Source organism: Streptomyces sp. CA-294286 (assembly GCF_050947155.1).
GTDB lineage: Bacteria > Actinomycetota > Actinomycetes > Streptomycetales > Streptomycetaceae > Streptomyces.
Genome location: NZ_CP192005.1, coordinates 4,176,196 through 4,201,744 on the forward strand (window position 1 = coordinate 4,176,196; position 25,549 = coordinate 4,201,744).

The window sequence follows — 25,549 nt, forward strand, 5'->3', positions numbered from 1 at the left end:
CCCTCTCCTCGTCCGGCCCGCAGGCCGTACACAGTTCTTGCTCGTACGTGATCGTCAACGGTTGCGTGAACGACTACTTCTTTACGCGGACGGTCTTCGTGGAGCGCGTTTCGAGAGTCATCTCGTCCGCCTCCGCGACCTTCGCCTTCAGCCGCACAGTACCGGTCGCCTCGTCGACGACGTCCACCACCTTCGCAAGCAGTTTCGCAGTATCCGCGTTCCCGGAGGCCGCCGCGAGCTGTACGGCCCGTCCCAGTTTGGACGTCGCGCCGTCGAAATCGCCCGACTTCCGCGCATCCAGGCCCTGTTGGATTGCTTGTGCAAGTTCCGCCTGGCCCGTGTAGTGGGCGACCTGCGGATTGATCGAGGTGGAGGCGGCCATGTCGTCGGTCCAGACCGCCCGCACCAGCCCCTGGGACAGCGTCTGCGGAGTGCCGCCCGCCGCGTCGGGGAGGATCAGCGAAACCCGGGCGGCCAGCATCTCCTGGCCCACGCCCGCCTCCGGCACGGTGACGCACACGTGGTAGTCGCGGGACTCGTCGCCCCAGGACCCGGTCGGGTAGTCGCCCGCACGGGGGCCCGCCCCGGTGCGCCGGGAGGTCAGTTCCTCGACCGTGGGGGCGACCTGCTTGACGAATTTGATCTCGACGCCGACGGGCGTCCACAGTCGCAGATTCACATCCGCGACCTCCTTGCCCATCGCGTTCTCCATCATCTGCGTGAAGTCCGCGGCGAGCGAGGCCGGGTCCGCGACGATGTCGGCGGTGCCGAGCAGGGCGGAGGCGATGCCCGTGACCTCCTTCACCTCCCAGTCCGTGCCGACGCCGCGGGCGTCGCACGTGAAGCGGCCCGCGCACGCTTCGAGGGCCGCGGCCAGGTCCTGCGGCGACTCGTGCTCGTTGCGGCCGTCGGTCAGCAGGATGCCGTGCCGGATGGGGGCCTCGGATCCGGCGAGGAGGCGGTCGGCCAGTTTCAGCCAGGTCCCGATGGCGGTGCCGCCGCCCGCGGTGAGCGCACGCAGCGCGTTCCTGGCCTGGGCGCGGGTCCCGTCGTCCGCCGTGGCGAGCCTGCCCTGGCCCGGGTAGATTTCCTTGGCGAGGTGCGTGCCCGCGACGACCGCGAAGGCCACCCCGTCGCGCAGCGCGTCGATGGCGGCGGCGGTCGCCTCCCGGGCGCCACGCATCTTGGTCGGCGGGTAGTCCATCGAGCCCGAGCAGTCGACCATGATCACCACAGCGGCCGTCGGTACCTCCGCGGCGGCGCCGGGTATGTACGACGGCGAGGCGGACGCCCCCGCCAGGGGTATCCCGCCGGTGGTCCCGCCGCCGGTCGACGTGACCGTGACGATCGCGTTGACCTCCCGGCCGCCCTCCGGCAGGAACTCGTTCTGGTACACGTCCACGGAGAACTGGGGCACGTTCGACTTGGAGAAATTGGCCATCGGATCGGCTCCTAGCGAGTCCTGCGATTCTGGCGAAGCATGTCCTGACACGGCGGTGCGGGGTACGAGCGCGAACTAGGCGGGTGCGTAGGCGGATCCTGCCCCTTGCGGAAGCATCGGGAACGGCAGCACCGCCACTGTTACGTTGTCGTGGCCCCCGCCGTCGAGCGCGTGCCCCACCAGCACCTGAGCACTGTGCAGCGGGCGCTGTGCCGCGTCGGGCGGAACGACGTGCGCCATCTCCTGCGCGGCTTCCGCGTAGTTCCACAGCCCGTCCGTGCAGACCACCACCACACCCGGCCGGTCCGGCTTGAAGGACGCCGTGTGCGGGTCGATCTCGTACGCGTCCGCGCCCAGCCACCCGGTGATCGCGTGCGCCCGGTCGTCGGCGTACGCCTCGGCCTCGCCCATCAGCCCCGCGGCGACCATCTGCGCCGCCCACGAGTCGTCCTCGGTGAGGCGGGCGGGCGGCGCGGAGCGGTCGTCGGGCACCCAGTAGACGCGGCTGTCGCCGATCCACCCGACGACCAGCAGACCGCCCGCGACGATCGAGGAGACCAGCGTGCAGGCCGGGGCGTTCTGGTGGCGGTGCGGATCGTGCTCCACGGCCTGCGCGGTCGCGTCGGCGGCGAGCGCGTTGACCGCCTCGGCGGCGGCCAGGATCGCCTCGTGCAGGGCCTGCTGCGGGTGCGTGCCGCGCGGCAGCGACTCCTGGAGCAGGCTGTCCGCGGCGCTCGCGGCGGCGGCGGACGCCTCGTCGGGACGGGTCGCGGACGACACCCCGTCACAGACCACGGCGATCGTCGCGGTCGTGCCGTCGGGAAGCCGGGCCTCGGAGATGGCGAACGAGTCCTCGTTGCGGTGGTGCCGCAGACCCCGGTCGCTGACCGCCGCGACGGTCGCCAACTCGCTCTCCTGGTGGTCGCGTTCGCGGGGCTGGGCGTGCCCGCAGTTCTCGCAGTACCCGTCGGTGTCGATGCGGCCCGCCCGGCAGGCCACGCAGACCTTGGACGCGACGGCGTCCGCGGCGGGCGCCGGGACGGGCGCGGGGGCCCCGGGGGCGGCGAGCGGGTAGTCGGCGGCGGGCCGCCGGACGACCGGCATGTCGGCGGTGTCCTCGCCGCCGTCGTCCTCGCCGTCGCCCCGAAGCCGGTGGTCACCGCCGTCGGCGAAGCCGGGCGCGGACACGTCGGAGACCGGCTCGCCCCCGGCCGGGGCGCCGGACCCGCCGTGCGGCCCGTCGTGCGGGGACCGGCCCTGCGAAGGATCGTGCGACGGACTCTGCGACGCGTCGCGGGAGTGCCCGTTCAGCGGCGGGGCCGCGGGCCGTTCGGCGGGCGGGCGGGTCCCGACGGCGACCGTCGGACGGTCGAGCGGCGGCTGCGGCACGGCCGTCAGGTCGTACCCGCACACCTCACAGAACGAGTCGCCCGATTCCAGCGGCTCCTCGCAGCCGGGGCAGGCCGACAGCTGGTGCGTCTGCGACATCATCACACCCAAGTCCGGGGGCGGAGGCGGTTGGCCCGCTCCACCAGTTCGATCCTCTCGTCGCCGCGCTGCGCGAGCCGTGCCAGCACCCGGTACGAGCGTTCCAGGCCGAGGCGCAGGCCCCGCTCGTCGAGTGGGCAGCCGAGCAGCGCGGTCTGCACGGGGCGGGCCCCGTGCCCACCGGAGAGTACCCAGTCCAGGGCGGTGCCCAGCACCTCGGTGGCCAGCTGCTCCCGGCGCACGGCGTCCAGGCCGAAGCCCGCGAGGGCCTCCACCTGCGCCGCGGACGCCAGTAGATCGTCCAGCAGCGGCTCCTGGGCGGCGCGCCGCCGCAGCCTCGCCCGTACGGCGGCGACCCGTGCCGCCGTGTAGTGGATCGACGCCTCCGGGACCGACTCCAGGGTCCCGACGGCGCCCGCCCTGTCCCCGGCCGCCAACTGCACGCGCGCGAGGCCGAAGGCGGCGCTCACGTAGCTCGGGTCGGTCGTCCACACCAAGCGGTAGTACTCGGCCGCGTTGTCGAGCTGACCGAGCACCTCCGCGCACACCGCGAGCGCCAGCTTGGGCGCGGCCTCCCCCGGGAACGCGTCGTAGATCGCGTCGAAGGACAGCGCGGCCGTCTCGTTGTCGCCGGCCGCCAGCGAGGCGACGCCCCGGTACCAGACCACCCGCCAGTCGTCCGGGTACCCGGCCTCCAGTTCCGCCAACGACGCCGCGGCGGTGGGCATCTCACCCATCTCCAGGCGGGCCCGCAGCTCACGGAGCCGGCGCTCGACGGAATCGGAGGGCGCGGAGCGCAGCGCGGAGATCAGTTCGGTGGGGGCGGAGGCCATCAGGCCCGCGAGGAACCCGGCGTTCGGGTCGTTGGGGTCGACGCGCGGCACGGGCAGCGCGAGGGAGGTCGTCCTGGCCTCCAGCGGTCTGAGGTACGTGGTGGCGTTCTCCGGGACCACCGACGGCGGCGTACCGGTGCTGCCCACCACCCCGGCGGGACCCGCGGCCCCGTGCGCCCCGGGAGCGAGGGGCGGCATGCCCGCGGGTGCCGGCGGCGCGCCCGGAACCGGGGGCGTGTGGAGGGCCCCCTGCGTCGGGGCGTGGGCGACGGCCGTCGCGCCCTGGCCCGCGCCGGGCGGAGGTGCGCCCTGGAGCGGGTGCGCGGGCATGCCGGCGGCGGGTGCGTGCGCGGGCTGTCCGGGGGCGAGCGCGGGGGACTGGGCCTGCGCGGGAATCCGGGGGCCGGCCCCGCCCCGACGCCGCTCCCTGCGGGACGCGGGCAGCGAGCGTATCCCCAGCTGCGAGACGGACCCGGTCAGCTCGGCGAACAGACCCGTGTCCGTGACCCGCAGCTCCGGCCCGAACAGAGTCGACAGCGACGGCCTCGGCCGCCCCGTCTGGAGCGCCACGACCTCCCGCAGCACCCCCGTCAGCTGGTCCGCCATCTCCGACGCGGAGGCGAACCGGCGAGCCGGGTCGGGATCGGTGGCCCGGACCAGAAGGCGGTAGAAGGACTCGTACGTCCGGAAGACCGGAATGTTGTCCGGGTCCGGCAGCGAGTCCACGAAGACGTTCGTGTACCCCTGGAAGTCGAAGGTGAGGACGGCCAGCGTGCGCGCCACCGTGTACAGGTCGGAGGCGACCGAAGGGCCGAGCTCCGCCACCTCGGGGGCCTGGTAGCCGACCGTGCCGTAGATCGCCGACTCGTCGTCGTCCATGCGCCGGACCGCACCCATGTCGATGAGCTTCAGCTGGTCCTGCTGCTGGATCGCGTTGTCGACCTTGAAGTCGCAGTACAGCAGGTTCCTGCTGTGCAGGTGGCCGAGGGCCTCCAGGGCCTCGATGCCGTACGCGCAGGCCTGCTCCACCGGCAGCGGGTCCCGCTTGCCGCCGGTGTCCCGGCGCTCGTTGGCGATCTCCTTGAGCGACTTTCCGCCCACGTACTCCATGACGATGTAGCCGTCCATGGAGCCGGTGCGGGTGTCCAGGTGCTCGACGAAGTTGTAGATCCGGACAATGTTGGAGTGTTCGATCTCGGCGAGGAAGCGCCGCTCGGATATCGCGGCGGCCATCGCGTCCTGGTCGCCGGTGTCCAGGAGGCCCTTGAGGACCACCCAGCGGTCGGAGACCGCCTTGTCGACGGCGAGGTAGACCCAGCCCAGACCGCCGTGCGCCAGACAGCCCACGACCTCGTACTGGCCGTGCACCACGTCGCCCCGGTTCAGCTTCGGCACGAAGGAGTACGGGTTGCCGCACTTCGTGCAGAAGCCCTCCGTACGCCCCGTCTTGGTCCCGCGGGAGCGGCCCACCGGCGCCCCGCACTCGGAACGCGAACAGAACCGCTTGCGCTCCGGCACCTCCGGGTGCGCCATGACCGCCGTGCGCGGATCGGGGCGCGGCACCTCGGGAACGGTGACCAGCCCCGCACCGAGCCGGTTGCGCCCGGAAGCGGCCGACGTCTTGCCGGAGGAGCGCACCGACACCGAACGCGACGCCGTCGACCCGGACAGCGCACGCGACAGCCGCCCCGACACCGAACGCCGGGAGGTCGCCGAGCGCGAGGAACGCGACGCCTGCGACGACGCGCGCGAACTGCTCCGCGCGGAACTGCTGCCGGAGCCCCTCGCGGAGGCCCCCCCGCCGCCCGTGACACCGGTCGCGGGCGCGACGATCAGACCGTTCGGCGACACCACGGGCGCGAGCCCGCACGTGTCGCAGTACATCTCCCCGCCGCCCATGTCCTCGTAGGAGCCCTCGCAACCGGGGCGCTGACAGGCCGTGCTCATGGATTACCCCCGTAGGTGCGGTCGTTGGGCGGGGTGCCGGACGGACGTGCGTTCAGGGCCTCCCGCGCGGACTCCTGGTAGCGCAGCACCGCCTGCTCGGCGACGCGCAGGTCGCACGGGGCGCTCCACAGCATCCGGCGGGCCGCGTCGTACCGCTCGACGAGCTGCGGGTCCTCGGCCAGGCCGTGCCGGGCGACCTTCGCCTTGTACGCGTCCAGCCTGCCCCGCAGCTCGGCGCGGACCGCCAGCGGCGCGGTGACGGCGGTCAACGACTCCCGGGCCCGCATCAGTTCGTCCTCGGCGTCCCGCTCCAGCGACTCCAGCAACGGGGACAGCCGGTGCCAGCGGGCGTGCCTGCGGTGCTCGGCCGCCGCCGCCAGCAGCTCCTGCAGGGCGGTCGGCGGCCCGCTCACCGCGGGCACCTCCGACGCGGCGATCTTCGCGAGGACCTCGCCGCGCGCCAACCGCGCCTCGGTCAGCGTGCGGTCCGCCCGCGAGAGGACGTCACGCAGTCTCACCAGGCGCTGCTCGGCGTCCTGGCGCACCGTGAGCACCGCGTCGATCTCACGCCGTACGTCCTCCAGCGCGCGCGCCGCCCGGTCGTAGCGGTCGGTGTCGGGACGGCCGCCGCCGGGAGCCGAACTGCCCTGCGCGGCACGCCAGAAGGCCAACGGGTCCGACACCACCTGCTCGCGCAGCGTCGCCAGCTCCTGCGTGATCGCCTCCAGGTCGTCGCCGGCCGGGTGCGCGCCCGGACGCACCCCGACGGAGTGCGCGAGGGAACGGGTGCGGTGCAGCTCCGCGGCCAGGAGGTCTATCCGGGCGGGCAGCGCCGACCACACCGCGTCCGCGGTGACGACCACGTCGAGCGAGGACGCGTACAACTCGTTCATCCGGGCCACCAGTTCGGCGAGCGAGAAGTGCTCGGAGAGCTTCGCCGGCCCGGTGATCGACGGCGGGGCCCCGTGCGCGTGCGCCCCGCCGGACACGGTGACGCCCCTGCCCCGGAGGATGTCGGTCAGCTCGACCAGATCCTCCCGGCTGGGCCACCGGCGCCGCGCCCGCACCTCCCGGGCCGTGTGCAGCGCCGCGGTGTACGCGTCGAAGTACGTCCACAGCAGGGCGATGGACTGCTCGGCGGACGCCCACCGGTCCTTGGTGACACCGGTCAGCGCCGCCCCCTCCAGGAGCCGCCGTCCCGCGTGGTCCTGGAGGGCGAGCAGCGACGACTCGACCGCCTCGTGCTCGGCGTCGAGCCGCGCCAGCGCGCGGTCCGCCTCGTCCCGGTCGAGAACCGCACCGGGGGGGCTCCCCGCCGAGCCGGGGGAGGATCCCGCGCCGCCCATCGATCACCTCTCCGCTTCTGCCGTCGACTGCTGTCGTCCTGTGGGTGGGTGCTGTCCGTGTGGTGCGCCGCTCCGGTCGCGCGGTGCGTGGCGACCCGCGCGGGGTCCGGCGGGGGTCAGTCGCGGAACTTCGGGGCCGGCGGGCCCGTGAGGTCCGGAAGGTCCTCCTCCAGCCAGCGGTTGTACGAGGTCATCCACGGGCTCCGGGGGCCGCCCTGGCTGTACGCGGCGAGGACCTTGTTGATCCTGCGCACCAGGTCGTCGTTGCCCAGCTTGGTCGCCACCCCGTAGTACTCCGTGGTGAACGGCTTGCCCTTCACCTGGATCGCCGGGTCCTGCGCGGCCTGACCCGCCGCGAGCGCGTTGTCCGTGACGATCGCGTCCACCTGGCCGAGCTGCAGCCGCACCAGGCAGTCCAGCTGATTGGGCACCGTGAACTCCGGCTTGTCGAAGACCGCGCCGAACGACTCCTCCTTCAGGGCCTCGTTGGCGGTGGAGCCCTTCGCGGTACAGACCCGCCGGCCCCTGAGGGTGTCGTCGTACCCCTTGATCGGCGAGTCCACCGGGGCCAGCACCTGCTGCCCCGCCTGGAAGTACGCGTGGGAGAAAGCGACGTCCTTGATGCGGGAGCAGTTCACCGTCATGGTCCGCGCCACGATGTCGACCAGGCCGCTCTTCAGCGCGGGGATGCGCTGACTGGTCGGTATCGCTCGGTAGACGACCTTGTTCTCGTCGCCGAGTATCTCCTTGGCGACGGCCTTCACCAGGTCGATGTCGAAGCCTTCGAGGGTGCCGGTGGCGGGATTGCGGTAACCCCAGCGGAAGCTGTTCTGGTCCACGCCCGCGACGAGCTTGCCCCGCTTCTTGATCTCCGCGACCGACGGACCGTCCGCACCGGACGGCCGCAGGCTCGCCTCCGGGTTCTCGCACTCCTCCGCCTTGCCCGGCAGCCCGGCCGCGGTGCCGCTGCCCGGCGCGGACACGGTGTCCGCCCGGTAGCCGTCGGTGTCGGGCAACGGCAGTACCGCCACGCCCGCCGTCAGCGCACAGGCGGCGGCCAGCGCCACCACCCCCGACCGCCAGCCGCCCCGCAGCGTGCGGGCCGATCCGGTCGCGGGAGCCCCACGGGTCCGCCCCGTACCGGACGTGCCCCTCCAGGTCTTCCTCATCGCGCTCCCTCCGGACGATCGGTCCTGCGCCTCGTGTGCGCCGCGCTCCCTCATCACCTGTACTCCGAAAGCCGGCGCCCGATGCCCAGTACGGCGGCCCCGGCGGCGAGCACCGCCAGCACGCCCGCCCCGACGGCCAGGCCGGACAGCGCGCTCCTGCCGCCCTCGGCCGCCTCCGTGAACTCCCGCTGCTCCCAGCTCACCGCCCTCTCCAGCGCGTCGTCGACGTGCCCGAACGCCTCACCGGAGGAGTCCTTCGCACCGGTGATCCGGGTCAGCGCCTCGTCGTAGTCGCCGCCGTCGTCGGCCGTGCGCGCCTTCGCGTGCCAGCCCTTCCACGAGGTGACGCCCTCCAGCGCCCGGCTCACGGGGGCGCTGCCGCCGTCGTCGTCGGCGAGCCGCCTGGCGTCCGACAACTGCCCTTCCAGGGCGGCCATCCCGCTCCGGTAGTCGCTCTCGTACTTGTCCTTGCCGTCCGCGGTGGTCACCGCGCCCCGCGACACCAGGGTCAGGTTCTCGTTGGCGCGGGCCTGGAGGGAACTGATCCGGGCGTCGTTGAGGACCTTCAGGGACTCCTGCCCGTGCGCCCGGGAGTCGTCCAGGCCGGACGCGGCGACCGCGTGCCCCACCGTCAGCCACAGCAGGACGGCCAGGGAGGCGACCGAAGCGGCCAGCATGCCCTGGTTGAACACCCGGTTCGTACGGCGGTAGTTGCGGTGCTGCGCCCAGCCGAGACCGCCGAGCGCGAGCACGCCCAGACCCAGCGCGACGTACGGCCAGGAGCTCGCCTCGTCGTAGTCGCGGTAGAGGCGGGCCGTCTCCTCGTCGTACAGCTTCTTCGCCGAGGGCAGCAACTGGGTGGTCATCTGCTCGTTGGCGTACCGCAGGTAGGCGCCACCGAGCGGGAGGCCCTGCCGGTTGTTGGCGCGGGCCCGCTCGATCAGTCCCGTGTACCGGGGGAGCTGCTGGTTGAGCTTGGCTATCTCCTGGCCCGACGCGCTCGTGCCCGACGTGTGCGCGGCGGCCTTGACCAGCAGGCGAGACGCCTCCGCGATGTCCTTCTCGTAGCGTTCGGTGACCGCGCGGGGCTCCTGGGCGCCGGCGAGGAAACCGCTCGCGGCGGAGGTGTCGGCGTCGGCCAGGGAACGGTAGATGTTCGCGGCGTCGGCCGACAGCGGCTGGCTGCGCGTCACCACGTCGTCGGCGGCCGCGGCCCGGTCGGACACCTGCCAGGCGGTCACCGCGCCGAACGCGAGCACCAGCAGCGCCAGCGCGGCCCCGATGATCCGCAGCCGGCCGGGCTCGGTCGTGGCACCGGCGCGCAACCGGTCCCTGCCCTCGGCCCAGGCGGTGGTGCGGGCGGGCGGCGGCTGCTGCGGCCCGGACGCCACGGCTGCGGAGCCCGTGGGCGCGGGCACGGCGGGCGTCGGCGCGGGCGCCACGGCCGTGCCCCCTGGGCCGCTCGTCGGCGGGTGTGCCACGTGACCTCCCCCTCGGTCGTGGACGGCTGGCCCGTCTCCCGGCGGGCTCCCCTCCCCATGAATACGTCGGAGAGATCCGCTTGGTTCCCGCATCGGGCCAGGCGGCGAGTGGTGCACCGCTCGGCCGGGCGCCGGTACGTTGCCCAATTCGCGCCAGGGACATGCCACTTCGTGGCCGAATCCTATGCGGCGGACGACCCCCGGACCACCAGAACCCAACGATCACCCACACAGCCCCCGGCAGCCCCGCCACACAGCCCCCGGTAGCCCCGCGGCCGGCGAGTCCGCACACCCTCCCCGCGGGCCCCTCCCTCCCGGCGCGCCCCGCCCCACACCAGCCCCCTCGGGCGACGTGCCCGCCCTACGTCAGCCCCCTTGGGTGGCGTGCCCGCCCCACACCAGCCCCCTCGGGCGACGTGCCCGCCCTACGTCAGCCCTCTTGGGCGGCGGGGCCGCCCCCGGGGGCGGAACGGGCGGGCAAGGGGGCGGCCCCCCGCCGGAGGTGCACCCCCCGCCGTACGCCCACCCCACCCCGCCGTACGCCCAGCCCACCCCGCCGTACGCAGCCCCACCACCCGCCCCGCGCCACCGCCCGGACGCCCCGTACGCCCCTACGCCCCGCCGCCCCTACCGCTCCCGCACGCCGCCACCCCTACCCGTACTGCCCCCGCAGCCTCCGTCCCGCCTCCTCCCGCGCCCCCACCCGGTCCAGCCCCAGCAGCGCCGCCCCCAGCACCGGCGCCGCCGTCACCACCCGTACGACCGCCTTCGGCGCCCGCTCGGCGAGCAGAGCACGGATGCGGTCGTCCAACTCCGGGTGACGGGCCGCGAGCACGCTCCCGCCGAGCAGCACCGGCGCCTCCTCCGTCAGGAGGTCCAGGCGGCCCAGCGCCACCGAGGCCATCGCGACCACCTCGTCCGCCAGCCGGTGCACCAGCGACCGGGCGACCGGATCGCCCTCCGCGCTCACTGCGAACACCAGCGGCGCGACCTCGTGCTGCCGCACCGCCGGAATGCGCCCCAGGTGCAGCGCCTCGATGAGGGCGTACATCGAGTCGAGCCCGAAGTGCGCGGGCAGCACGCGCGCGAGCGCGGTCGGAGCCCCGCGCCCGTCCTCCGCCCGTGCCGCGAACCACAGCGCCTCGTCCGCGAGGCCACCGCCACCGCCCCAGTCGCCGGAGAGCTTGCCGACGGCGGGGAAGCGGGCGGTGCGTCCGTCGGGCAGCATGCCGACGCAGTTGATGCCCGCCCCGCACACGACCGCGACCCCGCGCGGCTCGTCCACCCCGGCACGCAGGACGGCGAAGGTGTCGTTGCGGACCTCGGTGGTGCGGCCCCAGCCGCGCGCCTGCACCGCCTGGGACAGCTCCCGCTCCTCGACCGGGAGGTCGGCGTTGGCCAGGCACGCCGAGACGTGGTCGACCCGGGAGACACCGGCCGCCGTCATGGCCCGCCCGACCGCGTCGGCGAGGACGTCGACGGCCGCCCGCACGCCCACCAGCGGTGGCTGGAAACCGCCTCCCCGGCCCGTGCCCAGAACCGTCCCGTCCGCGCCCACGACGGCGACGTCCGTCTTGCTGTTGCCCGCGTCGACGGCGAGGACCGAGCCCCGCTCGCCGGCCGGGCCGTCGGCGGCAGTGCTCATGCCCACGCCAGGTGCTCCCGGTTGTGCGCCACCAGTCTGTCCGTGAGCGCCTCGGCGTGCTCGAACTGGCCGACCAGCGGGTGCGCGAGGAGCGCCTTGAAGACGCGTTCGCGTCCGCCGTGCAGGGCGGCTTCGAGCGCGAGGTCCTCGTACGCGGTGACGTGGGAGACGAGCCCCGCGTACATCGGGTCGAGCGCCGGTACCGCGAGAGGCGTCGCGCCCTTCGTGTCGACGCGTGCCTGCGTCTCGATGACGGCGTCGTCCGGGAGGAAGGGGAGCGTGCCGTTGTTGAACGTGTTGACGACCTGCACCGGCGAACCGCCGCCGGCCAGCAGCGAGGACGCCAGATCGACGGCCGCCTCCGAGTAGAACGCGCCGCCGCGTTTGGCGAGCAGCGCGGGCTTCTCGTCCAGCGCGGGGTCGCCGTACAGCGCCAGCAGCTCCTTCTCCATCGCGGCGACTTCGGCGGCCCGGGAGGGCTTGCTGCCGAGTTCCCGCACGACCTCGTCGTGCTGGTAGAAGTACCGCAGGTAGTACGAGGGGACCACGCCGAGACGGTCCACGACGGCGCGCGGCATGTGCAGGTCGGCGGCGATGGCGTCGCCGTGCTCGGCGATCAGCCGGGGCAGCAGGTTCTCGCCGGCCGGACCGCCGAGACGTACGCCCAGCTCCCAGGTGAGGTGGTTGAGGCCGACGTGGTCGAGGTGGATCTCGGCCGGGGCGACGTCGAGCAGTTTCGCGAATTTCCGTTGGAAGCCGATCGCCACGTTGCACAGTCCCACCGCCTTGTGACCGGCCTTCAGCAGGGCGCGGGTGACGATGCCGACGGGGTTGGTGAAGTCGATGATCCAGGCGTCGGGGCTGGCGCGCCGGACGCGTTCGGCGATGTCCAGGACGACGGGGACCGTGCGCAGCGCCTTGGCGAGACCGCCCGCGCCCGTCGTCTCCTGGCCGACGCAGCCGCACTCCAGCGGCCACGTCTCGTCCTGCCGGCGGGCCGCCTGGCCGCCGACGCGGAGCTGCAGCAGCACCGCGTCGGCGCCCGCGACGCCCGCGTCCAGGTCGCAGGTGGTGGTGATCGTGCCCGGGTGGCCCTGCCTGGCGAAGATGCGCCGGGCGAGACCGCCGACCAGTTCCAGGCGGTCGGCCGCCGGGTCGATCAGGACGAGTTCGGTGACCGGCAGGGTGTCCCGCAGCCGGGCGAAGCCGTCGATCAACTCGGGGGTGTAGGTGGAACCTCCACCGACTACTGCGAGCTTCATGGATTGATGACCTAGCCCTTCACTCCGGTCAGCGTGACACCCTCGACGAACGCCTTCTGGGCGAAGAAGAAGACGAGGATCACAGGGGCCATGACCAGTACGGTCGCGGCCATGGTCAGATTCCAGTTGGTCTGGTGCGCGCCCTTGAACGATTCCAGGCCGTAACTCAGCGTCCAGGCGGCCGGGTTCTCCGACGCGTAGATCTGCGGACCGAAGTAGTCGTTCCACAGGGCGAAGAACTGGAACAGGGCGATCGCCGCGATGCCGGGCTTGGCCATCGGCAGCACGATGCGGAGCAGCGTACGGAACTCGCCGCAGCCGTCCACCTTCGCCGCGTCCAGGTATTCGTCGGGGATCGTCAGCAGGAACTGCCGCAGCAGGAAGATGGAGAACGCGTCGCCGAACGCGAGCGGGATGATCAGCGGCCACAGGGTGCCCGTGAGGTCCAGCTGCTTCGACCAGAACAGGTACATCGGGATGATGACGACCTGCGGCGGCAGCATCATCATCGAGATGACCAGCAGCAGCGACAGGCTCCGGCCCCGGAAGCGGAACTTGGCGAGCGCGTACGCCACCGGTACCGACGACAGCACGGTCAGTACGGTGCCCAGACCCGCGTACATCAGGCTGTTGCGCCACCAGCCGAGGAAGCCGGGCGTCCGGAAGACCGTGACGTAGTTGCCCCACTCCCAGGTGCGCGGCACCAGGTCGCTGGTGAGCGCCTGCCGGTCGCTCATCAAGGAGGTGAGCAGCAGGAAGACGAACGGCAGCACGAAGAAGAGGGCTGCCGCCACCCCCAGGGAGTGCACGCCGATCCAGTGCAGCGTGGCCCTGCGGCGTGCGGTGCGGCGGGCCGGAGGGGGCGTTTCGGTGCGGAGCGGACGCTCAAGTGTCGTGGTGGACATGGGTATCAGTCACCTGCCTGGAGGAGGCCGCCGCGACGTCGCATCAGCAGGGCCGTGCAGGCCATCGCCAGGACGAACAGGACGAGTGCGGTGACCGCGGCGGAGCCGTAGTCGAACCGCTGGAAGCCGAGGTTGTAGACGAGCTGGGGCAGGGTCAGGGTCGACTTCTCCGGGAAGCCGGGCTCGAACGGCTGGCCCGAGTTGCCGATGACGCCGGAAGCGACCTTTCCCGCCACCAGGGGCTGGGTGTAGTACTGCATCGCCTGGATGACACCGGTGACCACCGCGAACAGCACGATGGGCGAGATGTTGGGCAGCGTCACGAAGCGGAACCGCTGCCAGGACGACGCCCCGTCCAGTTCCGCCGCCTCGTACTGCTCCTTCGGTACGTCCAGCAGCGCGGCCATGAAGATGACCATGAGGTCGCCGATGCCCCACACCGCGAGGATCGTCAGCGCCGGCTTCGAGGACGCCGGGTCGGTGAACCAGTCCGGGGTGGGCAGCCCCAGGGAGCCCAGGATCTCGTTGACCGGGCCCGTACCCGGGTTCAGCAGGAAGACGAAGCCGAGGGTGGCCGCCACCGGAGGGGCGAGGTAGGGCAGGTAGAAGAGGGTGCGGAACACACCCGTCCCCGTTTTGATCTTCGTGATCAGCAGGCCGATGCCGAGGCCGAAGGCGACGCGGCAGATCACCATGACGACGACCAGCCAGAGGGTGTTCCTCATCGCGGGCCAGAAGTTCGGGTAGTCCGTGAAGACGTACGTCCAGTTCTCCAGGCCGTTGAAGACCGGGGCGCCGAAGCCGTCGTACTTCATGAACGAGAAGTACACGGTGGAGATCAGCGGGTACACGAAGAAGACCGCGAAACCGATCAGCCAGGGCGACATGAAGGCCGCCGTGCGAAGCGCACCGCGGGTGCGCTTCGCACGGAGAGTGTGAGTGGTCATCGCGGAGCTACTTCGCCTTCGCGATGTCGGTGTCGATCTGCTGGGCCAGCTTCTCCAGACCCGCCTTCAGGTCCTTCACGGCACCCTTCTCGTACTGGTAGCCGAACTCCTGGAGGGAGTTGAGGTGCGCGTCGCCGTTGACCGCGCCGGCGGGGCTGTTGGACCGGGAGTGCTGGGCGATCTCGTGGAACGTCCGGAAACCCTCGGGGCCCTTCAGGTCGGGCGACTTCAGCGCCTCGAACGTCGACGGCACGTTGTTGATCGCGTTGGAGAACGCGACGACCGCCTCGGTGCCGGTCGTCATGAACTCGATGAGTTCCCACGCGGCGTTCTGCTTCTTGCTCTGCGGGGCGATGCCCATCACCGTGCCCGACAGGAAGCCCCTGCCGTAGGTGTCCTTGCGGCTGTCGGGCACCGGCATCGGGGCGACACCGATCTCGAACGGCACCTTCGCGTCCGTCGCCATCCCCAGCCGCCACTCGCCGTCGAGCTGCATGGCGACCTGGCCGGTGTGGAAGGGGTGCTGTGCGCCGAACTCGTCACCGAAGGTGTTGCGGAACCTGTCCAGTTTCTTGATTCCGCCGAGGTCGTCGACGAGTTTCTTCTGCGTGGTCAGCATTTCCGCGAAAGCCGGGTCCTTGGCGACGTTGGACTTGCCGTCCTTGTCGAAGTACTCCGGCCCCCACGAGCCCAGGTAGTGCTCGGTCGTCGTCTCGTAGCCGTGGTAGGCGGGCATGAAGCCCAGCTGCTCGAAACCGTCGCCCTTGGGTTTCGTCAGCTTCTTCGCGACGGCCGACAACTCGCTGTAGGTCTGCGGCGGCTCGGTGATGCCCGCCTTCTCGAAGGCGTCCTTGTTGTAGTAGAGCCCGTACGCGTCGGCCAGCAGCGGCAGCGCGCACCGCTTCCCCTCGAACTGCGTGTAGTCGAGCATGACCTTCGGGAAGGTCTTCTCCAGGTCCAGCTTCGACTTCTCGATGAACGGCTTCAGGTCCGCGAAGGCCCCCGAGGAGCAGAACTTGCCGATGTTGGACGTGGTGAACGACGACACGACGTCCGGGCCCTTGGAACCGCCGCTGCGCAGCGCCTGGTTGAGTTTGTCGTCGTTGATGTTGCCGATGACGTTGACCTTGATGTTCGGGTGGGCCTTCTCGAACCGGGCGACGTTCTCCTCGATTCCCTTGACCTCCTTCGGGGCGTTCCACCCGTGCCAGAAGTTGATCGTGGTCTTCGCGTTCGGGTCGTCCTTGGCCGTGTTCTCGGCGGAGCCGGTGCAGGCGGTGGCGGTGACCGATATCGCGGCGACGAGAGCGGCGGCGGACAGGAAACGGTTTCTGCGCATGACGGGACTCCCGGGGGCAGGGCAAGGGGGACGGTGGGGGAAGGCGGAGGGGGGAGGGGGAAGCAGGTCGTACGGGCCGCTGCCGGGCGGTGGAGGAGGGGCGGGGCTCTAGCCGGTCGACGTGGTGTCGAACACTTCGTCGCGGGTGGCTTCCAGCGCGCTCTGCAACGCACCCCTCAGCACCGGGGACTGCTGGATCTCGCCGATCACGAGACGGGGACGGGGCGCGGCGAGTTCGGCCAGTTCGGCCTGGACGAGCGCCCGCAGCGGTTCGCCGCCCGCGGCGGTCACCCCTCCGGACAGCACGATCAGTTCCGGGTCGAGCACGGCGACCACCGAGGCCAGTCCGGTCGCCAGCCGCTGCGCGTACTCCGGCAGGAGCCCCTCCAGCGCGGGCTCTCCCTCCGCGGCCCGCGCCAGCAGGCCGGTGGCCACCTGCACGGCCGGCTGTTCGGGAGTCTCGTAGCCGAGCCGGCGGGCGATCCGCGGCACGGCGACCGCGCCCGCCAGTTCCTGGAAACCGCCCCCGTTGGCCTGCGCCACCCGCCGGATCAGCGGCGCGCCCGGCACCGGCAGGAAGCCCACCTCGCCCGCGCCGCCGGTCCAGCCGCGGTGCAGCCGCCCGCCGAGGACGACGGCCGCGCCGAGGCCGCCCTCCGCCCACAGCAGCACGAAGTCCTCGTGGCCGCGTGCCGCGCCGAGCCGCTGTTCGGCGACCGCCGCCAGGTTCACGTCGTTCTCGTACTCCACCGGCATCGGCAGGGCCGCGGCCAGTTCGTCCAGCAGGGTGGGGGAGTGCCAGCCGGGCAGGTGCGAGGCGTACCGCAGCCGGCCCGTGCTCGGGTCGAAGGCGCCGGGCGTGCCGATCACGACCCGGTGCAGATCGCCCCGTAGGAGACCGGCGTCCTTCGCCGCGCCGTCGATCGCCTGCGTCACCTGACGTACGACACCCGTGGACGAGCGGCCGGGCGTGGGCAGCTCGAAGCTCCCGGCGGTGCCGCCCGCGAGGTCGGCGACGGCGGCGCGGATCCGGTCCGGGGCGACGTCCAGCGCGGCGACGTGCGCGGCGCCCGCGTTCACCGCGTACAGCTGCGCGTTGGGGCCGGGCCGGCCCTCGGTGGTGCCGGTGGCGACGACGAGTCCGGCCGCTTCGAGGCGGGCCAGGAGCTGGGAGGCGGTCGGCTTGGAGAGCCCGGTGAGCTTCCCGATCCGGGTCCTGGAGAGCGGCCCGTGTGCCAGCAGCAGGTCCAGCGCCGCACGGTCGTTCATCGCGCGCAGTACGCGTGGAGTACCCGGTGTGCCCGGCGTGACGGCCACGACGGTGTTCACCTGCCCTTCGACGGTCCGCTCTCCCGGCCACGTGGCCAGAGGCTGTTAGGAAAGTTTCCTGTTCGGATGGGAGGAACGTAAGGGCAGGCGAAGGGAGCGTCAATGGGAAGCGCCCCCGAGGCAACCAAAGCGTTACCTGCGGGGGCGCGGAAGGAGGTGTTCCCGGGACGGGGCGGGCGGGCGCTGCCGCCGGTCCGTTACGGCTTGTTGAGCGGCGGAGCACCCGCAGGGTGAGCCGCGGGAGCGGAGCCGGGCGTGGGGCCGGCGGGCGGGATCGGCGCCGATGCCAGCGCCTGCGGGGACGTGGGACTGGCCAGCGCGGACGGCGCGGCGACGCCCGCCGACGGGTCCGCCGCCTCCTCCTCGACCGCCGGGGCGGGTCCGCCGACGATCCGGATGCCCGCCCGGTCGAAGGCCTGCTTGATCCGCCAGCGCAGTTCGCGCTCCACCCCGAGCGCCTTGCCCGGCATGGTCTTCGCGGACACCCGCACGATCATCGAGTCCAGCAGTACGGAGTCCAGGCCGAGGACCTCGATCGGACCCCAGAGCCGCTCGTTCCACGGCTCGGCCTTCGCCATGTCCTCCGCGACCTCGGACAGCACGGCCCGGATGTTCTCCAGGTCCTCGGTCGGCAGGACCTGGACGTCGACGCCCGCGGTGGCCCAGCCCTGGCTGAGGTTGCCGATCCGCTTCACCTCGCCGTTGCGGACGTACCAGATCGCGCCGTTGTCGCCGCGCAGCTTGGTGACCCGCAGGCCGACCTCTATGACCTCGCCGGAGGCGACGCCCGCGTCGATGGTGTCGCCGACGCCGTACTGGTCCTCCAGGATCATGAAGACGCCCGAGAGGAAGTCGGTGACCAGGTTGCGGGCGCCGAAACCGAGCGCCACCCCCGCCACACCGGCGCTCGCGAGCAGCGGCGCCAGGTTGATGTTCAGTGCGCCCAGCACCATCAGCGCGGCCGTGCCGAGGATCAGGAACGACGCCACGGAGCGCAGCACCGACCCGATCGCCTCCGACCGCTGGCGGCGGCGCTCGGCGTTCACCAGCAGGCCGCCCAGGGCGGTGCCCTCCACCGCCTGGGCGCTGTTGTTCATGTGCGCTATGAGCTTGGTGATCGTGCGCCGGATCACCGTCCGCAGCACGGTGGCGATCACGACGATCAGCAGGATGCGCAGGCCGACGCTCAGCCAGGTGGACCAGTTCTGCTCCACCCAGCTCGCGGCGTTGCCGGCCCGCTCTGCGGCCTCGTCGAGGGTGACGGGGCCGGGGGTGGGAGACGGGTCTGCGAGCGGTAGAACGGACCAGGACACCGGGGGCACCTCCATGCGATTCCTGCGGTGTGGCGGACCCACCACACTATCGGGGCAACGGCCGGGGCCCCGCTGACTCGGGGTCCGCACCCCTGTGGTCCGCGACACCACGCGCGGCGGTTCCCCCGTGTGGTGGACAACACTTTTGGCCCGTTACCCGGACGTGGTGGCGCCACGACCAGGCATGAGGGGAGACTGGTGCTGCATCGTCCCGGCGCGAGCCACGCGCCGCCGGCGTCCAAGGAGGCATCCGTGCCGCATGTCCTGGTCCTCAACGCGTCGTACGAGCCGCTCGGCGTCGTACCGCTGCGCCGCGCGCTCGTTCTCGTCCTGGAGAACAAGGCCCTCTGCCTGGAGGAGTCCGGCGCTTTCCTGCACAGTGCGACCCGTGTCGTCCCCGCTCCCAGCGTCGTACGGCTCAAACGGTTCGTGCGGGTCCCCTACCGGGGGCCCGTTCCACTCACCCGCCGTGCGCTCTTCGCCAGGGACGGCGGGCGCTGTATGTACTGCGGTGGCGTCGCAACCAGCGTCGACCACGTCGTTCCGCGCAGTCGCGGCGGACAGCACGCCTGGGAGAACGTGGTGGCGGCCTGTCGCCGCTGCAACCACACCAAGGCCGACCGGCACCTGAGGGAACTGGGCTGGCGGCTGCGCCACCAGCCCGCCCCGCCGACCGGTCTGGCCTGGCGCATCATCGGGACCGGGCACCGGGATCCACGCTGGCTCCCGTATCTGCAGCCCTTCGGCGCGGACGACGCCCTGGCCCGGATCGACGGCACCTCCGCGGTCAGCACAGTCGCCTGAGTCCGGGCCCTCGTCCGTACGGCCGCGGCGTCGAGCGCTCGCTCGACGCCGCGGCCGTGCCCGCCTACTCGGCGACCGCGTACGCCTCCACCGACCACAGGGAGTACCCGAACCGGGTAGCCCGCTCGTCGCCCTGCACCCGTACGAACTTCGCGTCCCGCGCATCGAAGCGGATCGCCTCCCGGCCGCCCCTGCCGTCCCGGACGGTGGCCGCGGTCCGCCAGCTGCGGCCGTCCGCCGACACCTGCACGCGATAGGTCTTCGCGTAGGCGTCCTGCCAGGTCAGGACCACCTGACCCACCCGGGTCGGCTCCGGCAGCTCCGCCTGCCACCACGCGGACGGGCCCGCGGGCGACGACCAGCGCGTCCCCGCGTCGCCGTCCGCCGCGTGCGCCGCCGGGAAGTCGGCCGTCTCGTCGCCCGAGGACGACACCCGCGCCGTACGCAGCAGATCCGGGCCCCCGGTGCGCGGGGCGGCCCGTACGGTCAGCACCTGTTCCGCACCGCCGGCGAAGGACACCGGGACGCGGTACTCGCCCGCCGGCGTGCCCTTCGCGACCTTGATCTCCAGCGGTACGGACGCGTCCGTGCCGCGCGGCACCACGGTCGCCTTCGGGGCCACCACCTCGATGCCCTTGGGCGCCTTCGCCACCAGTCCGCCGCGCACCTCGCCGGGCCGCTGACCGGTCAGCGCCGCCACCACGCGCGCGGCGGGCCCGCCGATCTCCGCGTCGGTCTCGCCGCGGGACAGGGTGAGCGTCGCCTCCGGCTCGTCCGCGAACCAGGGCACCAGCCGCTCCACCGCCGGGACGCGGCCCGTCCACGCGAGCCGCACCGCGTCCACGCGCGTGCCGCCCACCGGCGTCTGCGTCCAGCCGTCGGCGGTCAGCGTGCCGACCCGCCGCCAGCCCTCGCCGGGTACGTGCACCTCCACCGCCGTGTCCGTCTGCCCCGGGGCGGCCATCGCCGTCACCGCCGTCACCGGGCGCGGGTGCTTCAGGCGCACCGTGTACGTGCTCTCGCCGCGCGTCACCGTGCCCGGCTCGCGGTCCGCGCCCGTCCACGCCGCGCCCTGCCGCTGCGCCTTCGACAGGAACGGGTCGAGCACACCCTTGCCGACGGTCACCCGGGGCGCCTTCAGCTCCTCGCGGGACGTGCTCAGGGCGCGCGCGGAACTCCAGGCGGCCGCACCGTCCCCGGCGGACTGCGCCTGGAGCATGTCGACGGCCTGCTCGCCCGCCGCCCCGTACCGCGCGAACCGCTCCAGCCAGGGCCGCACCTCGTCGTCGAAGGACCCGTCGGCCGCCGGCCCCAGACGCTGCGGGGCCTCCTTCATCACCGTGAACGCCGCCCGCAGACGCTGCGCGGCCGCGTCGCGCAGCGCGCGGTCCCCGCTCGGCCGGGACTTCCAGAACGCGTCGATCAGCGGCCGCAGGTACGCCGACTCGTGCGCCGGGTCGAGGATCGACGACGCGTGGTTGCCGGCGAACGCCCGCATCGCCTCGCGGGCCTTCGCGTCGCCGCCCGCCAGGTCGTCGACGGCCGCCCGCCACGACTCCTGCGGCTGATAACCGCGCGGGTTCCAGGCGAAGTCGGCGGCCGTGAACAGCGGAATGCGGGACGCGGACGGCTGCTGCATCGCGTTGGACAGCAGGGCGGCGCTGTGGCCCGCCACGGCCGGCTCCCGGCCGGTGTAGGGGCCGAGGAAGAGCCGGTCCTGCGCGTAGTCGTTGACGGGGTAGTTGTCCATGGTGACCAGCGGACGCCCGAACGCGGACCGCGCGGTCACCAGTTCGCGTCCGCTGATGGTCCTGGGCACCACGCCCACGCCCGTCCACGCGACCTGCACGCGCTGGTCCAGCTCGGCGGCCAGCGCCCGCCGGTATGCGGTCTCGCCGTCCTGGTAGAACTCCGTCGGCATCATCGACAACGGCTCGGCGCCCGGGTGCCGTTCGGCGAGGTGACGGGCGAGGGCGCTCGCCACGCGCGCGTGCGCCTTCGCCGCCGCCTCGGGACCCGAGCCGAACACGTCGGCGTCCTGCCCGCAGTGCCACTCGCTGTAACTGACGTCCTGGAACTGGAGCTGGAAGACCCGCACCCCCAGCGCCCACATCGACTCGACCTTGCGGACCAGGGCCTTGACGTCCCGGTCGTCCGACATGCACATCGCCTGCCCCGGGGCGACCGCCCAGCCCAGCGTCACGTGGTTGCGGCGGGCGTGCTCGGCCAGCACCCGGAACGAGGACCGCTCGGCCGCCGGGTAGGGCTGGCGCCACAGTGCCTGACGGTAGGGGTCGTCGCCCGGCGCGTAGAGGTACCGGTTCTGCTTCGTGCGCCCCATGAAGTCGACCTGCGCGAGCCGCTGCTCCGTCGTCCACGGACGGCCGTAGAACCCCTCCGTCATGCCGCGCACCGCGGTCCCCGGCCAGTCCCGTACGACCACGCCCGCGACGGCGTCGCCCCGCACCAACTGCCGCAGCGTCTGCGCCGCGTGGAACATGCCGTCCGCGCCGACCCCGTCCAGGGCGACGGTGTCCCGCCCGGCGACCTGCCCGACCGCGAGCCGGTAACCGCCCGCCGGGAGATCACCGCGCGCGGGCGCCTTCAGCGCCTTCAGCGCGTCCTCGGCGTCCCCGGCCCGTACGACCAGACCGCGCGGCGGCAGCGCCTCGCCCGGCGCCACCTCGTACAGGGTGTGCGCACCCGCGCCCCGCAGCACGCTCCGCAGCGCGTCCACGGCGAACGGGTCGGTGCCCGGCGCCACCACCAGCACCGCCTGGTCGCCCACCGCGACACCCCGCCCGGCCGCCCGCATCGACTGAGGGCGCGGCCACACCGGCACCGGCGCCGCGACGCTCTCCAGGTCCCGGGCGGCGGGAGCGGGGACGTCCGGGGCGGGCGGTGCGGCCAGCGCTCCCGGCGCGCCGCCGAGCAGGCCGCCCATCACGGCGAACGCGACGGCGGTCGCTCCCCTTCTGCGCCCCAGCTGCACGCCGTACTCCTCGGTGTTCATCGCTCTGCTGTATACGGGCGCCGAGCCCATCACCCGTCGGCCAGGGGTGTCAATGCGCGAAGGACGATGTCGCGTGCGCCGCGGGGTACGTGCCGGACAGTCTGCGGTCGTACGTCCCGTTCCTTCAACTTCTTGCGGCAACTCCCGCCCACCGGAACTCATGTGACCCGGGACACGTTGTACGGCCGTACATGTCTGCGGCTGCGCCCTCTGGGTATGGCTGCTCTTGTCCACGCCCCGCCACCAAAGGAGGCCCCCAGTGGCCGCTACCGCCCAGCTCCTTCTCCCGGCCCTCTCCAAACAGGTCTCGGGCCCCGACTCGGGGCTCGACGGCCACTGTGCCTGCGGCTGCGCCGAACCGCCCCTCACCAGCGAGCCCCCGCTCGCCGACGCCGCGCCGCTGACGAGCGAACCGCCGCTCACCGACGCGACCCCACTGACCAGCGAGCCGTCGTCCTACGGGACGGCGTCCGGCACGGAGTACCCGGGAGTCTGATGACCGCAGGAGGGAGGGGGGCGGAGGCCACGGGCCTCGCCCGGCTCGCCGCGCTGCACGGCGTCGCCACGTCCTACGCACCGTCCGAGGACCGCACCGTCCAGGTCCCGGACACGACCGTCGTCGCGGTCCTCGCGGCCCTGGACGTCGACGCGGGCACACCGCACGCGATCGACGCCGCTCTCGCCGCCCACGACGACTCCGCCCGCACCGGCAGCGGCCCGATCCTGCCGCCCACCCTCGCCCTGTGGCGGGACGCCCGCATCCTCCCGGACGCACTGGCCGCCCTGCCCCCGGGCACGCGGCTGCGCGTCGCGACGGAACAGGGCGAGGCGAGGCAGTGGCAACTCCCGCCCGACCCCGGCTCCTCCGCCCACCCCGGCTCCGCCGCCCACCCCGGCACCCCGGCACCGGATTCCGCGCGGGCCGCGGGGCAGCCGGACCACGCGCACCGTGACACCGCGCTGCGCGATTCCATGCAGGCGGACTCGCCGCCCGAAGGCGTGCCGGGAGAGGGCTCTGCGCCGACGGACGCACCGCGCACGGACCCGACGCCGATGGACCCGGTCCCCCCGGGCCCGTCCCACCAGGGCCCGTCCCACCCGGACCCGGCTCAGGCGGTCACCGCGCGGCCGAGCCCCCCGCCCGCGCCCCCCGCCGCCCCGGCACCGGGCTCCGCGCGGCCCGCCGGGCAGCCGGACGACGCCGCGCACCGGGCCGATCACTGGGCGCAGCTCCCGCTCGGCGTGCACCGCCTGGAAGCCGCACTGCCCGACGGGCGGGCGGCCGCCTGCCATCTCGTCGTCGCCCCCGCGCGCGTGCCCGAACCGCAGGGACCCCGGCACGGCTTCCTCGTACAGCTCTACTCGCTGCTGTCCGCCCGCTCCTGGGGCATGGGCGACCTCGGCGACCTCGCGGAGCTGGCCGGCTGGGCGGGCCGCTCGCTCGGGGCCGGATTCGTCCAGGTCAACCCGCTGCACGCCGCCGTGCCCGGGACGCCCACCGACCCGTCGCCCTACCGTCCCTCCTCGCGCCGCTTCCCCGACCCGGTGCACCTGCGGATCGAGGACGTCCCCGAGTTCGGATACGTCACCGACCCGGCCGACCGGGAACGGTTGGACGCCCTGCTCGCCCGCGCCGCCGAACTGCGCGCGAACGTGCTGCACAAGGGCGCCCACCTCGACCGGGACGCCGTCTGGCACCTGAAGAAGCGGGCCCTGGAGATCGTCGCCGCGGTGCCGCTGGGCCCCGGCCGCCGGGCCGCCTACTGCGACTTCCTCGCCCAGCAGGGCCAGGCCCTGGAGGACCACGCCACCTGGTGCGCCCTCGCGGAGGAGTACGGCGGCGACTGGCACCAGTGGCCCGAAGCGCTCCGCGACAGCAGCTCTGACGACACCCGCCGCGCCCGCGCCGCGCTGCACGAGCGGATCGACTTCCACTGCCGCCTCGCCTGGCTCACCGACTGTCAGCTCGCCGCCGCCCAGCGGGCCGCCCGGGACGCCGGCATGTCCGTGGGCCTGGTCCACGACCTGGCCGTGGGCGTGCACCCCGGCGGCTCCGACACCTGGTCGCCGTCGCAGGGCGCCTACTTCGCCCGGGGCATGTCCGTCGGCGCGCCCCCCGACGCGTTCAACGCACTCGGACAGGACTGGGGACTGCCGCCCTGGCGGCCCGACGCACTCGCCGCGACCGGCTACGCCCCCTACCGCGGCCTGCTGCGCAATCTCCTGCGGCACGGCGGAGCGGTCCGCATCGACCACGTCATGGGTCTGTTCCGGCTGTGGTGGGTGCCCGAGGGCCGCCCGCCCACCGACGGAACGTACGTCCGGTACGACGCGGAGGCCATGCTCGCGGTCCTCGTCCTGGAGGCCCACCTGGCCGGCGCCGCCGTCATCGGCGAGGACCTCGGCACCGTCGAACCGGGCGTGCGCGACGCACTGGCCGCCCGCGGCGTCCTCGGCACCTCCGTGCTGTGGTTCGAGCGCGACTGGGCCGCTACGGGCCGCCCACTGGCCCCCGGGGACTGGCGCGAGGGCTGCGTCGCCACCGCCACCACCCACGACCTCCCGTCCACCGCCGCCCGCCTCACCGGCGACCACGTCGCGCTGCGCCACCGGCTCGGGCTGCTCACCCGCCCGCTGGCCCAGGAACGCGCCGAGGACGCGGCCGAGGTCACCGACTGGCTGACGTACCTCACCCGCCTCGGACTGCTGCCCGAGGGAGCCGGAGCGGGCGAGGAGGCGCAGATCCACGCCGTGTACCGATTCCTGCTGCGCACCCCGGCCAGGATGGTCGGCGTCTGGCTGCCGGACGCGGTGGGCGACCGCCGCCCGCAGAACCTCCCCGGCACGTGGGACCAGTACCCCAACTGGCGGCTGCCCGTCGCCGACGCCGAAGGACGCCCGGTCACCCTGGAGGAACTGGCTGCCTCACCCAGGCTGCACCGCCTCATGGGGGTGCTCGCGGCGGACGCCCGGCAGGCGGCCGGACCCCTTACGGCACCCCCGGGCGCGCGGCCGGCTTAGCCGTTCGCTACTTTTGCACCGTGGACAAGAAGAACGCTCTGCGCGCCGGCGCTGTCGCGACCGGTACGACGCTGATGATGCTGCTCCTGTCGTCTCCCGCGCTCGCGGTCGTACGGGACGACGGTGACGATCCGGGCCCCGGCCTGAGCGTCGCCGAGACCCTCGGCCTGTTCGTCGTGCTGCCGATCGCGCTGTTCGTGGTCATCGCCGGTCTGGTGATGGTGCTCGACAAGTCGCGCAAGCAGGTCTGACGGCGGCTCCCGCTC

19 protein-coding genes are annotated in these 25,549 nt (G+C 73.1%); 5 read left to right on the forward strand and 14 right to left on the reverse strand.

Annotated features, from left to right (window positions below; translation table 11 throughout):
* Positions 1-73: 73 nt before the first annotated feature.
* From ACQPZG_RS23245 to ACQPZG_RS23255, 3 genes are all read right to left on the reverse strand, one after another.
* The gene (locus tag ACQPZG_RS23245; RefSeq protein WP_433547663.1) at positions 74-1,441 is read right to left on the reverse strand and encodes a vWA domain-containing protein; all 1,368 of its coding nucleotides are present in this window, start codon (positions 1,439-1,441) and stop codon (positions 74-76) included.
* Between the two features lie 75 nt (positions 1,442-1,516).
* Positions 1,517-2,929, reverse strand: a complete 1,413-nt coding sequence (locus ACQPZG_RS23250) for a PP2C family protein-serine/threonine phosphatase (protein ID WP_433549516.1) — start codon at positions 2,927-2,929, stop codon at positions 1,517-1,519.
* A gap of 2 nt (positions 2,930-2,931) precedes the next feature.
* Entirely contained in the window at positions 2,932-5,325 is a 2,394-nt protein-coding gene (locus ACQPZG_RS23255) for a tetratricopeptide repeat protein (protein ID WP_433547664.1), read from the reverse strand.
* Between the two features lie 10 nt (positions 5,326-5,335).
* On the opposite strand from ACQPZG_RS23255, the gene ACQPZG_RS23260 reads away from it, so the two are divergent.
* The gene (locus ACQPZG_RS23260; protein ID WP_433547665.1) at positions 5,336-5,671 is read left to right on the forward strand and encodes a hypothetical protein; all 336 of its coding nucleotides are present in this window, start codon (positions 5,336-5,338) and stop codon (positions 5,669-5,671) included.
* A 34-nt stretch (positions 5,672-5,705) separates the two neighbouring features.
* On the opposite strand, the gene ACQPZG_RS23265 is transcribed toward ACQPZG_RS23260, so the two are convergent.
* From ACQPZG_RS23265 to ACQPZG_RS23310, 10 genes are all read right to left on the reverse strand, one after another.
* Positions 5,706-7,055, reverse strand: coding sequence for a hypothetical protein (locus ACQPZG_RS23265; RefSeq protein WP_433547666.1), 1,350 nt, complete (start codon positions 7,053-7,055; stop codon positions 5,706-5,708).
* Between the two features lie 116 nt (positions 7,056-7,171).
* Positions 7,172-8,224, reverse strand: a complete 1,053-nt coding sequence (locus ACQPZG_RS23270; protein ID WP_433547667.1) for a glutamate ABC transporter substrate-binding protein — start codon at positions 8,222-8,224, stop codon at positions 7,172-7,174.
* Positions 8,225-8,277: 53 nt separating this feature from the next.
* Positions 8,278-9,705, reverse strand: coding sequence for a hypothetical protein (locus tag ACQPZG_RS23275; RefSeq protein ID WP_433547668.1), 1,428 nt, complete (start codon positions 9,703-9,705; stop codon positions 8,278-8,280).
* 652 nt (positions 9,706-10,357) lie between these two features.
* Positions 10,358-11,350, reverse strand: coding sequence for an N-acetylglucosamine kinase (locus ACQPZG_RS23280; protein ID WP_433547669.1), 993 nt, complete (start codon positions 11,348-11,350; stop codon positions 10,358-10,360).
* A complete protein-coding gene (locus tag ACQPZG_RS23285) occupies positions 11,347-12,612 on the reverse strand; it encodes a 6-phospho-beta-glucosidase (protein ID WP_433547670.1) in 1,266 nt (421 codons plus the stop codon). The genes ACQPZG_RS23280 and ACQPZG_RS23285 overlap by 4 nt, the downstream gene beginning before the upstream one ends.
* 11 nt (positions 12,613-12,623) lie before the next feature.
* Positions 12,624-13,517, reverse strand: coding sequence for a carbohydrate ABC transporter permease (locus ACQPZG_RS23290; protein WP_433547671.1), 894 nt, complete (start codon positions 13,515-13,517; stop codon positions 12,624-12,626).
* A 5-nt stretch (positions 13,518-13,522) separates the two neighbouring features.
* Positions 13,523-14,464, reverse strand: coding sequence for a carbohydrate ABC transporter permease (locus tag ACQPZG_RS23295; protein ID WP_433547672.1), 942 nt, complete (start codon positions 14,462-14,464; stop codon positions 13,523-13,525).
* A gap of 7 nt (positions 14,465-14,471) precedes the next feature.
* Positions 14,472-15,803 (reverse strand): ABC transporter substrate-binding protein, encoded by a 1,332-nt coding sequence (locus ACQPZG_RS23300; RefSeq protein WP_433547673.1) that lies wholly within the window; start codon positions 15,801-15,803, stop codon positions 14,472-14,474.
* A gap of 108 nt (positions 15,804-15,911) precedes the next feature.
* Complete coding sequence (locus ACQPZG_RS23305; protein WP_433547674.1) at positions 15,912-17,072, reverse strand: ROK family transcriptional regulator; 1,161 nt, start codon at positions 17,070-17,072, stop codon at positions 15,912-15,914.
* A 257-nt stretch (positions 17,073-17,329) separates the two neighbouring features.
* On the reverse strand, positions 17,330-18,460 hold the full coding sequence (locus tag ACQPZG_RS23310) for a mechanosensitive ion channel family protein (protein ID WP_433547675.1): 1,131 nt from the start codon (positions 18,458-18,460) through the stop codon (positions 17,330-17,332).
* Between the two features lie 237 nt (positions 18,461-18,697).
* On the opposite strand from ACQPZG_RS23310, the gene ACQPZG_RS23315 reads away from it, so the two are divergent.
* Positions 18,698-19,249, forward strand: a complete 552-nt coding sequence (locus ACQPZG_RS23315; protein ID WP_433547676.1) for an HNH endonuclease — start codon at positions 18,698-18,700, stop codon at positions 19,247-19,249.
* Positions 19,250-19,313: 64 nt separating this feature from the next.
* On the opposite strand, the gene ACQPZG_RS23320 is transcribed toward ACQPZG_RS23315, so the two are convergent.
* Entirely contained in the window at positions 19,314-22,241 is a 2,928-nt protein-coding gene (locus ACQPZG_RS23320; protein WP_433549517.1) for a beta-N-acetylglucosaminidase domain-containing protein, read from the reverse strand.
* Positions 22,242-22,521: 280 nt separating this feature from the next.
* Between ACQPZG_RS23320 and ACQPZG_RS23325 the strand changes: the two genes are divergently transcribed.
* Genes ACQPZG_RS23325 through ACQPZG_RS23335 form a run of 3 tightly spaced genes read left to right on the forward strand, consistent with a single transcriptional unit; the run spans position 22,522 to position 25,534 of the window.
* Positions 22,522-22,758: a hypothetical protein gene (locus ACQPZG_RS23325; protein ID WP_433547677.1), complete on the forward strand. Its 237-nt coding sequence runs from the start codon at positions 22,522-22,524 to the stop codon at positions 22,756-22,758.
* A complete protein-coding gene (gene malQ / locus ACQPZG_RS23330; RefSeq protein WP_433547678.1) occupies positions 22,758-25,283 on the forward strand; it encodes a 4-alpha-glucanotransferase in 2,526 nt (841 codons plus the stop codon). Before ACQPZG_RS23325 ends, malQ begins: the two co-directional genes overlap by 1 nt.
* Positions 25,284-25,303: 20 nt before the next feature.
* Positions 25,304-25,534: a hypothetical protein gene (locus ACQPZG_RS23335; RefSeq protein WP_185026486.1), complete on the forward strand. Its 231-nt coding sequence runs from the start codon at positions 25,304-25,306 to the stop codon at positions 25,532-25,534.
* Positions 25,535-25,549 lie beyond the last annotated feature (15 nt).